Source organism: Nocardia sp. NPDC057663, from assembly GCF_042799895.1.
Lineage (GTDB): Bacteria > Actinomycetota > Actinomycetes > Mycobacteriales > Mycobacteriaceae > Nocardia.
This window is the reverse complement of record NZ_JBHVHX010000038.1, coordinates 1-12,890: the sequence shown is the minus strand read 5'-3', so window position 1 is coordinate 12,890 and position 12,890 is coordinate 1. Positions and strand designations below refer to the sequence as shown.

Here is a 12,890-nt window from a genome sequence, read left to right as displayed (position 1 = left end):
TTCCCTAGTTCCGTCGCGCTTCGGCGACCAGCAGATACGCCAGGTAGAGGCCGCCGGTCGAGGCGGTGACGATGCCGACCGGCACGGTGGTCGGCGCGAACGCGTGCTGGGCGATCCAGTCGCAGGTGATCAGCAAGGTCGCGCCCATCGCCGCCGCGGGCAGCAGCGCGATCGACGGTGTGCGGGTGAGCTTGCGCGCCAGATGCGGTGCGGCGAGCGCGACGAACGCGATCGGCCCCGCCACCGCCGTGGCCACCGAGGTGAACGCGACGCTGAGCGCGATCAGCCACCCGGTCGCCCGGCTGACGTTCAGGCCGAACGCGCGCGCGGTGTCGTCACCGAGTTCGAGGACCTGCAACCGGGGCGCCGCGGGAATCAGCGCGAACGCCAGCACGGCCAGGATGAGGAGCGTCGGCCCCACCTGCGGCCACGACAGGCCGTTGAGCGATCCCGCGCCCCAGGCCGCCGCCGCGATGGCCGCGTCCAGATCGGCGCGCATGATCAGCCAGGTGTTGATCGAGGCGAGCATGGCGCTCACGCCGATGCCGACGATGATCATCCGGAAGCCGGTCACGTTGTGGCGGAAAGCGAGCAGATGGATCACCAGCGCGGCGCCGAGTCCGCCGATCGTCGCGCCCGCCGCGGTCTGGAAGTGCCCGCCGCCGAGGGTCAGGATGACGATCAGCGCACCGGTGTAGGCGCCGGTGTTGAACCCGATGATGTCGGGGCTGCCCAGCGGATTCCTGGTCACCGACTGCAAGATGGCGCCGCTCACGCCGAGTGCGGCGCCCAGCGCCAGCGCGAGCAGGATGCGCGGCAGCCGCCAGTCCCACACCACCAGCCGGTCGAAGCGCTCGTCGCCGAGGAACAGCGCGCGCAGCACCCGCAGCGGCGGGATCGAATAGTCGCCGCTGCCGAGGGCCAGCACCGCGGTCGCGAGCGAGATCGCCAGCAGCACCGCGCACACCACCACGGTGCGCACGCCGATCCTGGCGGTGAAACCCAGCGTGGGTGGCCGGACCACCAGCATCGCCCGGCCGAAATCGATTCCCGAACTCATGCGGCGGCACCTACCCTCGCGCGGCGGGCCAGCCAGATCAGCACCGGCGCGCCGAGGAACGCGGTGATCAGGCCGGCGGGAACTTCGTCGGGGCGAATGATGATGCGGCCGAGCACATCCGCGGTGAGCACCAGGATCGGCGCGAGCACCAGCGAATAGCCGAAGATCCAGCGCTGATCGGGGCCGACCAGCCACCGGGCGATGTGCGGTACCGCGAGGCCGACGAAGGCGACCGGGCCCACCGCGGCGGTCGCGGTGCCGCACAGCAGGACCAGGGCCAGCGCGGTCCACAGCCGGGTCCGCGTGACATGGACGCCGAGCGATTGCGCCAGGTCGTCACCGAGGGCGACGGCGTTGAGCGAGCGCGCGCACAGTGCGGCGATGATCAGCCCGACCAGGATGAACGGCGTTGCCCCCGAGACGATCTCGTAGCCGCGTCCGGCGAGCGAACCGGAATCCCAGCGCCGCATCTCGTCGAAAGCCTTGGGGTCGACCAGGATCAAGCCCCTGGTGAGTCCGCTGAGCACGGCGGTGGCGGCAACGCCTGCCAGGGTCAGGCGCACCGGATCGGTGCCGGACCGCCCGGCGGTGCCGAGCCGGTACACGACCACCGAAACCAGCGCCGCGCCGACGAATCCGAACCAGACATACGAGGTGATGTCGCTGACGCCCAGGAGCCCGACCGCGATGGTGATCGCGAACGCCGCGCCCGCGTTGACGCCGAGCAGGCCGGGATCGGCCAGCGGATTGCGGGTCAGACCCTGCATCAGGCAGCCCGCGACGCCGAGCGCGAGCCCGACGAGCAGACCGAGCACCGTGCGCGGCACCCGGTACTCGGTGACGGTCACGTGGTCGGGTGTGCTGGAAGTCCCCGTCAGCGCCAGCCAGACCTCGCCCACCGGAATCGCTTTCGTGCCGACGAGCAGGCTGAGCAAACAGGCCGCGACCAGCACGAATACCGCCAGCAACCACCCGCACCACCGCGGACTCTTCATCAGGGGTTTCTCTCTCGAGTCGAACGCTGTCCCGAAGGAGGTTAGCCTAAGCAAGGTCTTGATAGGTGAGGCTTACCTAGCTATCGTTCCGGTTCGTTCGGTCCGCAGCCTCTGCGCCGCGCAGCTCACCACGAGGAACACGAAAGGTTCACCCCCGTGAAAATCACCAAGTTCGCCCTGCTGGCCTCGACCGTCAGCGTTGCCATCGGCATCGCGGCAGGCACTGCCCACGCGGCTCCCGTCGCGGACCCGAACGCGCCGATCAACTACACCGCGAGCACCACCGGGGAGTCCACGATCATCGGCACCGACGCGGGCTCGATGGTCGTCGAGGACGGGGTGTTCAAGATCAAGGCTGCCGACGGCACCACGGTCGCGGGCACCGAACTGTCTTTCCGTGTCGACGAATTCGTCTTCCCGATCGCCGCCGAAATCTCCGGCCGCAACGCCACCCTGACCCCGCAGTTCGACCTCGCGCACGCCACCTACAAGCCGGTCGCGCTGCCCTACGAGGACAAGGCGCCGTGGAAGAGCGAATACGACCGTGAGGTCGCGGCCTGGAGCCGGATGACCGGCACCATCTCGCTGGGCGCCAGCATCGCCACCCTGGTCGGCGGCCTGGGCGGCGCGGCCGTCGGTTGCGTGCTCGGCGGCATCCTCGGCGCCGGTGTCGCCGCGGCGACCATCGTCGGCCTGTTCGGTCCGTTCATCCCGGCCGCCGCGGTCGGCTGCATCGGCGGCGCGCTGATCGCCGGCCCGGTCGGCACCATCGCGGGCCAGATCTTCATCACCGCACCGGTCGCGATCCTGGCCGCGGCCCAGTACTTCACCACCATCAACTCGCCGATGCCGAACCCCGCGCCCGCCAAGTAGGCCGCACCCAGAACTCTCGTGGAGGGGACAACTCGACGAGATGACGAGTCCCGCCCGATCCGTATCGGGCGGGATTTCGCCGTGTCCTGACGACCCCACTCTGCTCGGCCAGTTGCGTCAGCAGTGCCCTGCCGATATTGCTGGTCGCGCCAGTCACCAGAATCGTCTTCGTTGATCATGAACGCAAAGCTAGAACCTGAATAACAGTTCAGGTCAACCGAGCGAGTCTCCCTCCACTCGTTGATAATTCGACAGACGTCGCGGGTTCTATGGTCTCGGCGCAGAAACGTCTTTGGAGGGGGATCCATGGATCCGCAGGAACAGCCCTACTCGCGGCAGCCGAATTTCCCGCATCAGCAGAGAGTTTCCGGGCAGCAACCGGTGGTCGAGTCGATCGACGTCTCGTATGTGTGTGACGAGCACACCGCCCGCCGCCTGAGTCGCGGCCGGGCGCTCATGATCTGGCGTCGGCCGAGCGATGTGGCATTGATGGCCGGCGGCGTCTGGGGTCTGACGGTTGGCGCGGCGACGATCCTGTCCGCCGTGGGCGGAGTCGAGACCGGTGCGTTCCTCATCGCGCTATCTGCCGTACTCCCTGTGGCCGGGCTGTATTTCTACGTCATGGCAGCACGGGTGAATCGCGGTCTCCGCGCGGTCGCGGGGGCCGGTCACCGGATGTCGGCCCACTACACCGCCGACGCGGTGGAAATCGAGCAGACTAGCGGCCGGGTCACCCTTCGCTATAGCGGTATCAAGAAGGTCGTCGTCCGCGGCGACGTGGTCTTCCTGCAGCCCAAAGGTTTCCACCTGGAGTCCATATACGACTACGGCCTTTTCCTGCCCCGCGAAATTGTCCCTGACGAGGCCGTCGCTCGCATCCGTGCCGCGCGTGGCTGAGCAAGCCCCAGGTGACGAATCCCGCCCGAGGTGTATCGAGCGGGATCTCGTCGGGTTCTGACCGCCGTCAGCTCGGGTCGATGTCCGTGACGCCGGTCGTCTCGTTCGGTGCGGGGAGGTGGCGCAGCAGGATCAGTACCAGGGCGGTCGCGGCGGCGGTCAGGCCGATGGCGACGACCGAATTCACTTGGAGCGCATCGGTATAGGCCTGGCGGGCGATCGTGGTCAGCTCGGCACCCAGCGCTTCGGGCAGCGCCGCCGCGATCTGCAGCGCGCCGGCCAGGGTGTCCTCGGCGGTGTGGGCGAGCTCCGCGGGCAGGTCGTCGGGGAGTGCTTCGACCATCCGGCCGCGGTAAACCGCGGTGCCGATGCTGCCGATCACGGCGACGCCGAGGGCGGTCGAGAGTTCCTGTCCGGTTTCGGAGATCGCGGAGGCCGCACCGGCTCTGGCCGGGTCGACCGCGCCGACGATCAGGTCGAGGCCGAGCACGAACATCGGGCTGAGGCCGAGGGAGAACACCACTGTGCCGGTGACGATCAGGGCGAGGTCGTCGGCGCCGGAGAGCTGGGTGAAGATCGCGTAGCCGGCCATGGCGATCACCAGGCCGCCCGCCATCAGATACGCCGGGCGGACCCGTGGCGCGACGGCGCTCACCACACCGGCGGCCACGACCATCGCCGCGGCCTGCGGCACCGTCCACAGTCCGGCTTCGAACGCCGACAGGCCGAGCACCAGCTGCAGATACTGGGCCAGCAGCAGGAACAGCCCGCCCATCGCCAGCATGGCGACCATCAGCGCGACCAGCGATCCGCTGAACCGCACATTGCCGAACAGCCGTAGGTCGATCAGCGGATCGGTGAGTCGCTGCTGGCGCAGCACGAACACCGTGCCGAGCGCGAAACCGGTCACCAGGACGGCGACGGCATCGATCGCCCAGCCGTCCCTGGCCAGTTCCTTGATGCCGTAGATGACGGCCATCACCGACAGCAGCGACAGCAGCGCGCTGAGAATATCGAGCCTGCCCGGGTTCGGATCCTTGTATTCGGGCAGCAGAACCGGACCGCTCGCCAGCAGCAGCACCATCGCGGGCACCGCGACCAGGAAGACCGAGCCCCACCAGAAGTTCTCCAGCATCGCGCCACCGACCAGCGGACCGATCACCATGCCGATCATGAAACTGGTCATCCACACGCTGATCGCGGTGGTGCGCTGGCGGTCGTCGCGGAACATGTTGCGGATGAGCGCCAGCGTCGACGGCATCAGCGTCGCGCCCGCGATGCCGAGCAGCGCGCGGGTGCCGATCAGCATGCTCGCGCTGGTGGAGTACGCGGCGATGATCGAGGCGACGCCGAAGGCGAGCGCGCCGATCATCAGGAGCTTGCGCCTGCCGATCCGGTCGCCGAGGGTACCCATGGTGATGAGGAATCCGGCGACCAGGAAGCCGTAGATGTCCAGGATCCACAGCAGTTGTGTGCTGCTGGGCTGCAGCGCCTCGCTGATGTGCGGAATCGCCAGGTAGAGGACGCTGAGGTCCATCGAGATCAGCAGGGTCGGCAGCGCGAGCACCGCCAGCCCGATCCATTCCCTGAGTCCGGCTGTCGCGGTAGGTTCGCCGGTGGCGGCCTGGTCGCTCTGTGCGGACGTCACGGTACCGACGTTACCGACGGATCGGCGGCACGTGCCAGGCATTTTTCGGCGTCGCGGCCGGTGCGCGGACGCAGAAGTCATTGGACATTACCGGGCCGGTCCCACCAGGATGGGCGCGGTGTCCACACGTAATGAACAGCTCAGGCTCGTCGATCCGCCGCGTCAGCCGGAGGGTCCGGGCGAGCGGTTTCCGTGGTCGGCGGCCATCGATTCCACCTATTCCACCCGTGACGCCATCGACGCGCTGGCGCTCGCGCCGTTCCTGCGCGGCGACCAGTCCTTCGCCCGGCAAGCGCACCTCGACCGGGTGCGACCCGACGCACCGCTGCGGCCCGCCGATTCGCGGATCGTGCGCTCGGTGGCCGACGACGACAGCAGCGCGATGCTCGCCGAGGGCGAGGGCTGGTCGCTGCGGGCGGTGCGCTGGGCGGGCGGTTCGGCCACCGTCGAGGTGACCGCCGTCAGCGACGAACTCGCCGTCGACGTGCTGGCAAGGGCCACGGCCGAAGCCGTGCAGCCGCCGGGCGCGGGCTCCACCGTGGAGATGGGGTTCTGGCACATGGATGTCCGGCGGCCGCTGCGCAGGCGCCGCCAGATCAGCGCGCCCGCCTGGTCGGAGATCCGCGGCAACTACGCCGCGGCGGTGTCGGCGAGCATGGATCGGCTGATGGCGCTCCAGGTCGCCGAGATCCGGGGCAGGCTGGTGCTGCTGCACGGCGAGCCCGGCACCGGCAAGACCACCGCGCTGCGTGCGCTGGCGCGGGCGTGGTCGTCGTGGTGTCAGGTCGACTGCGTCGTCGATCCGGAGGAACTGTTCAGCAATCCCGGCTATCTCATGGAGGTGGCCGCAGGCGCCGACGGCGACGACGGCAGCCGCTGGCGCCTGCTGGTGCTCGAGGACTGTGACGAGCTCATCCGCGGCGAGGCGAAAGAGGCTGCGGGACAGAAGCTCTCGCGACTGCTCAACCTCACCGACGGCATGCTCGGCCAGGGCCGCAATGTGCTGATCGCGGTCACCACCAACGAGGATCTGTCCCGGCTGCACCCCGCGGTGGTGCGGCCCGGCCGCTGCCTGGCCCAGATCGAGGTCGGCCGGTTGTCGGCCCCCGAGGCGCGGGATTGGCTGGCCGCGCAGGACTGCCCGCCGGGCGAGTCGATCGGCCGGGAGGGTGCGACGCTGGCCGAACTGGTCGCCCGCCGCGACGGCGAGATCCAGATCCAGTCGGTCACCCAGGACGCGACCGAGGTCGGCATGTACCTGTGATCACGCGGGGATATGCGCCTTGACCAGCTCGGTGAGGTGACGGCCGACGCGGTCCAGCGGCTCGGTGCTGTGCTTGGCGAGCGACATCACCACCGCGCCCTCGATCGTGGCGATGACTGTCGTCGCCAGGGAGCGGGCGGTGTCGGGCGCGATGTTCTCCGCGCACAGCCGCGTCGCCAATGCCCGCTCCCAGTCGTCGAACGACTCGCCCGCGGCGTCGGCGGCCGCGGGCGATTCCGAGCGCCCGAGCGCGGCGGCCACGATCGGGCAGCCTGCGAGGAAATCGCTGGACTCGACGACCTGTTTCCACGCGTCGGCGAAGGAGGCGATGGTCTCCTCCGGCTTGGCACTCTTGCTGAAGGTCTCGATCAGCGTCGTCATCGCCCGCCCCGCGACCCGGGTGGCCTCGGTGATCAGCTCGGACTTGCCGCCGGGGAAGTTCAGGTAGATCGTGCGGCGGGAGAGCCCGCTGTGGTCGAGCAGCTGCGCGACTCCGGTCCCGGTCACGCCGTTGCGGCGCACCAGATCGATCGCGCTCTGCACGAGTCCGTCGCGTGCTGCCATCGGCGTCCTTTCGGTCGGTCCGATTGAAGTATACCGATCGGTGTACTACCGTCGGGTAAGTACACCGATCGGTGTACTCGACGCGATCCGCGGAGGAGTCGACGATGACAGCCCTGAGCGATCCGCTCGCCCTGCCCTGCGGCCAAGTGCTGCCCAACCGGCTGATGAAGGCCGCGCTGAGCGAAGGTCTCGGCACCGCGGCCGGTGCGCCGGACGAACGCCTCGAGCGGCTCTACAGTCGCTGGGGCACCGGCGGTTTCGGCCTGGTGGTCACCGGCAATGTGATGGTCGACCCCGACCACCTCGGCGAGCCGGGCAATGTCGTCATCGCCGACGAACGCCACCTCGACGACCTGGGCCGCTGGGCGCGGACCGCCAAGGACGGCGGCGCCCGGCTCTGGATGCAGATCAATCACCCTGGCAGACAGGCGAATCCGCTGGCGACCCGGTCCCAGCCGGTGGCGCCGTCGGCGATCGGCCTCGGCCTGCCCGGCATCCCCGCGCCGCGCGCGCTCACCGACGCCGAGATCGCCGGCATCGTCGGCCGCTTCGCCACCACCGCGCGGATCGCGGAGCGCGCGGGCTTCGACGGCGTGCAGATCCACGGTGCGCACGGCTACCTCGTCTCCCAGTTCCTCTCACCGCTGGCCAACCAGCGCGACGACCGCTGGGGTGGCGATCCGGACCGGCGGGCGCGCTTCGTGCTCGAGGTGGTGCGCGCCATCAGGGCCGAGGTGTCGCCGTCGTTCGCCGTCGCGATCAAGCTCAACTCCGCGGACTTCCAGCGCGGCGGCTTCACCGAGGACGAATCCCGCGCGGTGGTACAGCGGCTCGCCGCCGAGCGGCTGGATCTGATCGAGATCAGCGGTGGCAGTTACGAATCGCCCGCGATGATGGGCAGGCCGGTGGCTCGTTCGGCGAGCAGTATCGCGCGCGAGGCGTATTTCCTCGAGTACGCCCAGTCGGTGCGGGCGGCCGCAGGCTCGGTGCCGCTGGCCGTCACCGGCGGGTTCCGGTCCCGCGTGGCCATGGTCGACGCCGTCGAGTCGGGGGAGTGCGATGTGGTCGGCCTCGGCCGCCCCAGCGCCGTCGCTCCCGGCGCGGCCGGTGACATCCTGCACCGGCGCACCGAGCGGCTGCATTCACCCAGCATCTCCCTCGGCCTGCCCGCGCGGGTGTCGACGCTGCCCAATGTCAAGAGCCTCGAGGGCGCGCTCGACCTGCAGTGGCACACCGACCAGCTGCACCGCATCGGCGCGGGCGCCGACCCCGATCCCCAGCGCACGCCGTGGCTCACCGCGGCGGCCATGCTGAAGCACCACGGTGTCGACGCGTTCCGGAGCAGAAGGAGTTCCACCGTGACCCAGCCATCCAAGGATCCGACGCTGCGCAAGTTCGAGATCGAACGCGCGGTCGGGCGCTATCTGGCCAACCCGGCGGTCCGCGCACTGAGCCGGCTCGGTATCCGCACCTCGTTCGCGACCGAGCTGGAGACGACCGGCCGCAAATCCGGGCTGGCCAGGGTCGTCCCGGTATCGGTGGCCTTCGACGACACCGGCGCATGGGTCATCAGCCAGCACGGGACCAGGTCGGGCTGGGCGGCCAATATCGGCACCGAGCCGAAAGTCCGGGTGCGCCAGGGCAATCGGTGGCGGACCGGAATCGCGGAGCTGCGCCCGGCCGACGACGTCATCGCGCGGGCCCGCAGCTTCGCACCCAACCCGGTGCTCGCCGGGCTCACGGCGGCGACGTTCCGCGCGTTGCAGAGCACGCCGGTCTCGGTCCGGATCACCTTCACCGACTGACGACCTTCGCCCCGGCCGCGCAGGCCAGGGTGAGCACCAGCGGAACGGCCAGCGCCGCGGTGAGCGGGATGACGGCGGTCAGCCAGCCGATCACCGCGGGGCCCGCCAGCAGTCCCAGATAGCCGATGGTGAACACCCGGGACATGTCGGTGGCCGCGGTCGTGCCACCGAGATTGCCTGCGGCGGTGAAGATCTGGGGTACGCCACCGGCGAGTCCGAGGCCGCACATCGCCCAGCCCGCGAGGGTGAGCGGCAGCCACGGTGACGCGATGACGACGCCGAGCCCGGCGGCGGCGAGCAGACTACCGAAGCGCACGATGGCGACCGGACCGATCGCCCCGCTGACCCGGTCGGCGAGGAACCGGCCGAGCGTCATGGTCGCGGAGAAGGCGCCGAAAGCGAGCGCGGCGTCGGATTCGGAGGCGCCGAGATGCTCCCGCACCTGCAGCGCGCTCCAGTCGGCCGCCACGCCCTCGGCGAGCAGCAGGACGAAGGCGATCACGCCGAGCGAGAGCACCTTGCGTGTACGGTCGCGGTCTCCGTGCTGGGTCTCCGGCGATTTCAGCCGGGTCGACTCGCCGGTGCCGCCATGCGCGGCATCGTCGCCATCTGTGGCGGTGGTCGCCGTGTGCTGTCGGCCCGCGTCGTAATGCTCGGGCCGAGAGCCGGTTTCGGGGTGGTGGTGCCGAATCAGGTGGGGGACGAGCACGGCGGTGACGACGAGTCCGGCGATGCCCGCGCAGGTCAGGGTCAGCTGCGGAGGCCAGCCCGCGCGTTGGGTGGCGGCGCCGACCAGCGCACCGGCGAAACCGCCGCCGGAGAACATGGCGTGGAAGGCCGACATGATCGGCCGGTGGTAGGCGCGTTCGACGTGCACCGCCTGGGTGTTCATCGAGACGTCGAGCGCGCCGTTGCCGAGCCCGAAACAGCTCAGCGCGATGGCCAGGGTGACCGGACCGGTCGCCAGCCCGGGCCCGATCACCGTCACCGAGATGGTGGTGGCCGCCAGTGCCACGAGCGTGCGGCTGCCGAAGCGGTCCGCCGCCGGTCCCGCGAGCCGCATCCCCACGATCGCGGACCCCGCCAGCAGCAGCACGAACATCCCGAGTAGGGACGCCGACACTCCCGTGCGATCGGTGATCGCCGGAATGTGCACCACCCACAAGGCCAGCAGGAACCCGTTCAGCGTGAACGCGCCGAACACCGCGGCCCTGGCCAGCCGAAGCTCGCGGTCGATCGTCGCTGGGGTCACCAATTCGACGGTACCGGCACTGACGCCACTGCACACCGAACCGGGATCACCACGCTCCGTGTGCGGTCGGCTGTCGCGCGATACCGCCATCGGAGCGTGGTGATCGGCACTCCGGTCACGCCTGGGGAGTCCACACTCCGGTTGCCGCGACTTCCTTCACGTACTCGCTGAAATCCCGTGGTGCGCGGCCGAGCGCCCGCTGCACACCGTCGGCGGTCTCGATGTTGCGGCCGTCGAGGATGGTGCCGAACAGGTAGTCGAGCAGGCTGATCACGTCTCCGGGCAGCTGGTATTCGGTCAGTGCCGCAACGAATTCCGGGCGCGAGACCGGGATGAAGGCGATCTCGCGGCCGGTGGCCGTGGCGATCTCCCCCACCGCCTCGGCGAAGGTCAGCGCCCGTGGACCGGTGATTTCGTAGATCTCGCCCGCGTGCCGGGAATCGGTGAGCGCGGCGACGGCCACCTCGGCGATGTCGTCGGCGTGCGCGAACGGTTCCGGCACGTCACCGTTGGGCAGGGCGACCGCGCCGGCCAGCACGTCGCCGAGGAAGGCGCCCTCGCTGAAGTTCTGGGCGAAGAAGCTGCACCGCACGACGGTCCAGGCCAGGCCCGAATCCTGCACGATCTGTTCGCATTCCAGTGCTTCGGGCTCGCCGCGGCCGGACAGCAGCACCACCGAGCGCACGCCGGCTTCCTTGGCGGCCGCGGTGAACGCGCGGATGGTGTCGGGGGCGCCGGGGACGGCCAGATCGGGCTGGAAGGCGAGGTAGACCGAGTCGACGCCGGTCAGGGCGGGTCCCCAGGTTTCCCGGTCGGTCCAGTCGAACGGGATCGGGGCGGTGCGGGAGCCGAGCCGGACCGGGTGGCCCGCGGCCTCGAGGAGCGCCGCGACCCGGCTGCCGGTCTTGCCGGTGCCGCCGGTGATGAGGGAAAGCTGCTGGTGAGAAGCGGTGTTTGTCATGAGATAAGTACATCGTCCGGCGGGCTCCGGCGACATCGTCGTGCCGCTCGCGAACATGCGCCGTCGTCTACGGTGGACGTGTGGATGCGTTAGCCGGTTTGCTCGAAGGTCCGCGTGCCCGTGGTGCGTTCCTGATGTGCTCGCTGCTGAACCCGCCGTGGTCGCTGCGGATCCAGGACGAAGCGCCACTGACGGTGGTCGCGATGATCCGTGGAAAGGCCTGGGTCAGTACCGATTCCGCGCCACCGCGGCAGCTCGGCACGGGCGATGTCGCGATATTCCGTGGGCCGCAGCCGTATACGGTCGCCGACGATCCGGCGACCGAACCGCAGATCGTCATCCATCCCGGTGAGGTCACCACCACGCCCGACGGTGAGATCCTGTGCGAGACATTGAGTCTCGGCGTCCGGCAGTGGGGCACCGATCCCGACGGTGAGACGCTGATGGTCACCGGCACCTACGAATCGGCGGGCGCGGTGAGCCGGCGGCTGTTGCGTGCGCTGCCGCAGGTCGCTGTCCTGCCGCGCGGGGACCTCGACACCCGCCTGCTCGACCTGCTCGTCGACGAGGCGACCAAGGACCTGCCCGCGCAGACCGTGGTGCTGGACCGGCTGCTCGACCTGCTGCTCATCGCCGCCCTGCGCGCCTGGTTCGCCCGCGACGACGCCCCGGCCTGGTACCACGCCTACAGCGATCCGCTGGTCGGCAAGGCCCTGCGCCTGCTCCAGCACAATCCGGCGCATCCCTGGACGGTGGTCGCGCTGGCCGAGGCGGTCGGCATGTCCAGGGCCGCGCTGGCCCGCCGCTTCACCGAACTGGTCGGCGAACCCCCGATGACGTTCCTGACCGAATGGCGGCTGTCGCTGGCTGCCGACCTGCTGGCCGAATCCGATGCCACGGTCGAGACCATCGCCCGCCAGGTCGGGTACGGCAGCGCGTTCGCCCTGAGCACCGCGTTCAAACGGCATTTCGGGGTGAGTCCACGCGACCACCGGCAGGGGAATGTCGCTGCGCTATCGTCTTCGGCATGAGCGGTCAGCGGCCGGAGGCGGTAGCGGAGCGTGACCACGCCAGGCCGCCCGCGCATGCTGCATGATGACAGCGTGAACTACCCCGTCTTGTGGCCGATGCCGACCCGGTGGGCCGACAACGATCAGTACGGCCACGTGAACAACGTGACCTACTACTCCTACTTCGACACCGCGGTGAACGCCTGGCTGATGCGGGCCACCGGCATGGACATCACCGCGCTGCCCGCGCTCGGCGTCGTCGCCCAGACCGCGTGCCGCTTCCAGGGTTCGGTCAGCTTCCCCGACCAGCTGCAGGTCGGGCTGCGCATCGCCCGCCTCGGGAACTCGAGCATCACCTACGACCTGGCGATCTTCAAGGAGACCGAGGCCGGTCTCGAACTCGCCGCGACCGGCGATTTCGTGCACGTCTACGTCGATGCCGAGACCCGCAAACCGGTGGCGATCCCCGAGGTGGTCCGGACGGCCGCCGCCGAACTCGTCACCGACTAGCTGTACTGACCACGGACGTTGGTGACGGCGTGGCGAGCTGACATGACGAAG

12 protein-coding genes are annotated in these 12,890 nt (G+C 69.7%); 6 read left to right on the top strand and 6 right to left on the bottom strand.

The genetic code is table 11. The features are described 5' to 3' along the window. Positions 1-4: 4 nt before the first annotated feature. Positions 5-1,060 carry a FecCD family ABC transporter permease gene (locus tag ACFVAV_RS34955; RefSeq protein ID WP_379039960.1) on the bottom strand — a complete coding sequence of 352 codons (1,056 nt, stop codon included), beginning with the start codon at positions 1,058-1,060 and terminating at the stop codon, positions 5-7. Beyond that, entirely contained in the window at positions 1,057-2,055 is a 999-nt protein-coding gene (locus tag ACFVAV_RS34950; protein WP_379039959.1) for an iron chelate uptake ABC transporter family permease subunit, read from the bottom strand. The genes ACFVAV_RS34955 and ACFVAV_RS34950 overlap by 4 nt, the downstream gene beginning before the upstream one ends. A gap of 156 nt (positions 2,056-2,211) precedes the next feature. Between ACFVAV_RS34950 and ACFVAV_RS34945 the strand changes: the two genes are divergently transcribed. Together ACFVAV_RS34945 and ACFVAV_RS34940 are read left to right on the top strand one after the other, a co-directional pair. Continuing rightward, a complete protein-coding gene (locus ACFVAV_RS34945; protein WP_379039958.1) occupies positions 2,212-2,928 on the top strand; it encodes a hypothetical protein in 717 nt (238 codons plus the stop codon). 306 nt (positions 2,929-3,234) lie between these two features. Next, positions 3,235-3,825, top strand: a complete 591-nt coding sequence (locus ACFVAV_RS34940; protein ID WP_379039956.1) for a hypothetical protein — start codon at positions 3,235-3,237, stop codon at positions 3,823-3,825. 67 nt (positions 3,826-3,892) lie between these two features. Here ACFVAV_RS34940 and ACFVAV_RS34935 read toward each other — a convergent pair whose 3' ends face one another. Then, positions 3,893-5,473, bottom strand: a complete 1,581-nt coding sequence (locus ACFVAV_RS34935) for an MFS transporter (RefSeq protein WP_379039955.1) — start codon at positions 5,471-5,473, stop codon at positions 3,893-3,895. Between the two features lie 109 nt (positions 5,474-5,582). Here ACFVAV_RS34935 and ACFVAV_RS34930 point away from each other — a divergent pair, with 109 nt between their 5' ends. Beyond that, the gene (locus ACFVAV_RS34930) at positions 5,583-6,737 is read left to right on the top strand and encodes a DUF5925 domain-containing protein (RefSeq protein ID WP_379039953.1); all 1,155 of its coding nucleotides are present in this window, start codon (positions 5,583-5,585) and stop codon (positions 6,735-6,737) included. On the opposite strand, the gene ACFVAV_RS34925 is transcribed toward ACFVAV_RS34930, so the two are convergent. Next, positions 6,738-7,301, bottom strand: coding sequence for a TetR/AcrR family transcriptional regulator (locus ACFVAV_RS34925; RefSeq protein WP_379039951.1), 564 nt, complete (start codon positions 7,299-7,301; stop codon positions 6,738-6,740). It lies immediately after the preceding gene. 104 nt (positions 7,302-7,405) lie between these two features. Here ACFVAV_RS34925 and ACFVAV_RS34920 point away from each other — a divergent pair, with 104 nt between their 5' ends. Beyond that, positions 7,406-9,106 (top strand): nitroreductase family deazaflavin-dependent oxidoreductase, encoded by a 1,701-nt coding sequence (locus ACFVAV_RS34920; RefSeq protein ID WP_379039949.1) that lies wholly within the window; start codon positions 7,406-7,408, stop codon positions 9,104-9,106. On the opposite strand, the gene ACFVAV_RS34915 is transcribed toward ACFVAV_RS34920, so the two are convergent. Together ACFVAV_RS34915 and ACFVAV_RS34910 are read right to left on the bottom strand one after the other, a co-directional pair. Next, positions 9,096-10,343, bottom strand: coding sequence for an MFS transporter (locus ACFVAV_RS34915; protein WP_379039977.1), 1,248 nt, complete (start codon positions 10,341-10,343; stop codon positions 9,096-9,098). The two genes, ACFVAV_RS34920 and ACFVAV_RS34915, sit on opposite strands and share 11 nt — an antisense overlap. Positions 10,344-10,473: 130 nt before the next feature. Beyond that, positions 10,474-11,319, bottom strand: a complete 846-nt coding sequence (locus ACFVAV_RS34910; RefSeq protein ID WP_379039948.1) for an NmrA family transcriptional regulator — start codon at positions 11,317-11,319, stop codon at positions 10,474-10,476. An 80-nt stretch (positions 11,320-11,399) separates the two neighbouring features. Between ACFVAV_RS34910 and ACFVAV_RS34905 the strand changes: the two genes are divergently transcribed. Both ACFVAV_RS34905 and ACFVAV_RS34900 read left to right on the top strand, forming a co-directional pair. Next, a complete protein-coding gene (locus tag ACFVAV_RS34905) occupies positions 11,400-12,350 on the top strand; it encodes an AraC family transcriptional regulator (protein WP_379039947.1) in 951 nt (316 codons plus the stop codon). Between the two features lie 54 nt (positions 12,351-12,404). Continuing rightward, complete coding sequence (locus ACFVAV_RS34900) at positions 12,405-12,839, top strand: acyl-CoA thioesterase (RefSeq protein ID WP_379039976.1); 435 nt, start codon at positions 12,405-12,407, stop codon at positions 12,837-12,839. Positions 12,840-12,890: the final 51 nt, after the last annotated feature.

Coding starts and splice junctions, on each gene's coding strand:
- ACFVAV_RS34910 (WP_379039948.1), bottom strand. CDS start 11,319: ATGACAAACACCGCTTCTCACCAGCAGCTTTCCCTCATCACCGGCGGC.
- ACFVAV_RS34940 (WP_379039956.1), top strand. CDS start 3,235: ATGGATCCGCAGGAACAGCCCTACTCGCGGCAGCCGAATTTCCCGCAT.
- ACFVAV_RS34955 (WP_379039960.1), bottom strand. CDS start 1,060: ATGAGTTCGGGAATCGATTTCGGCCGGGCGATGCTGGTGGTCCGGCCA.
- ACFVAV_RS34925 (WP_379039951.1), bottom strand. CDS start 7,301: ATGGCAGCACGCGACGGACTCGTGCAGAGCGCGATCGATCTGGTGCGC.
- ACFVAV_RS34900 (WP_379039976.1), top strand. CDS start 12,405: ATGCTGCATGATGACAGCGTGAACTACCCCGTCTTGTGGCCGATGCCG.
- ACFVAV_RS34930 (WP_379039953.1), top strand. CDS start 5,583: ATGGGCGCGGTGTCCACACGTAATGAACAGCTCAGGCTCGTCGATCCG.
- ACFVAV_RS34950 (WP_379039959.1), bottom strand. CDS start 2,055: ATGAAGAGTCCGCGGTGGTGCGGGTGGTTGCTGGCGGTATTCGTGCTG.
- ACFVAV_RS34920 (WP_379039949.1), top strand. CDS start 7,406: ATGACAGCCCTGAGCGATCCGCTCGCCCTGCCCTGCGGCCAAGTGCTG.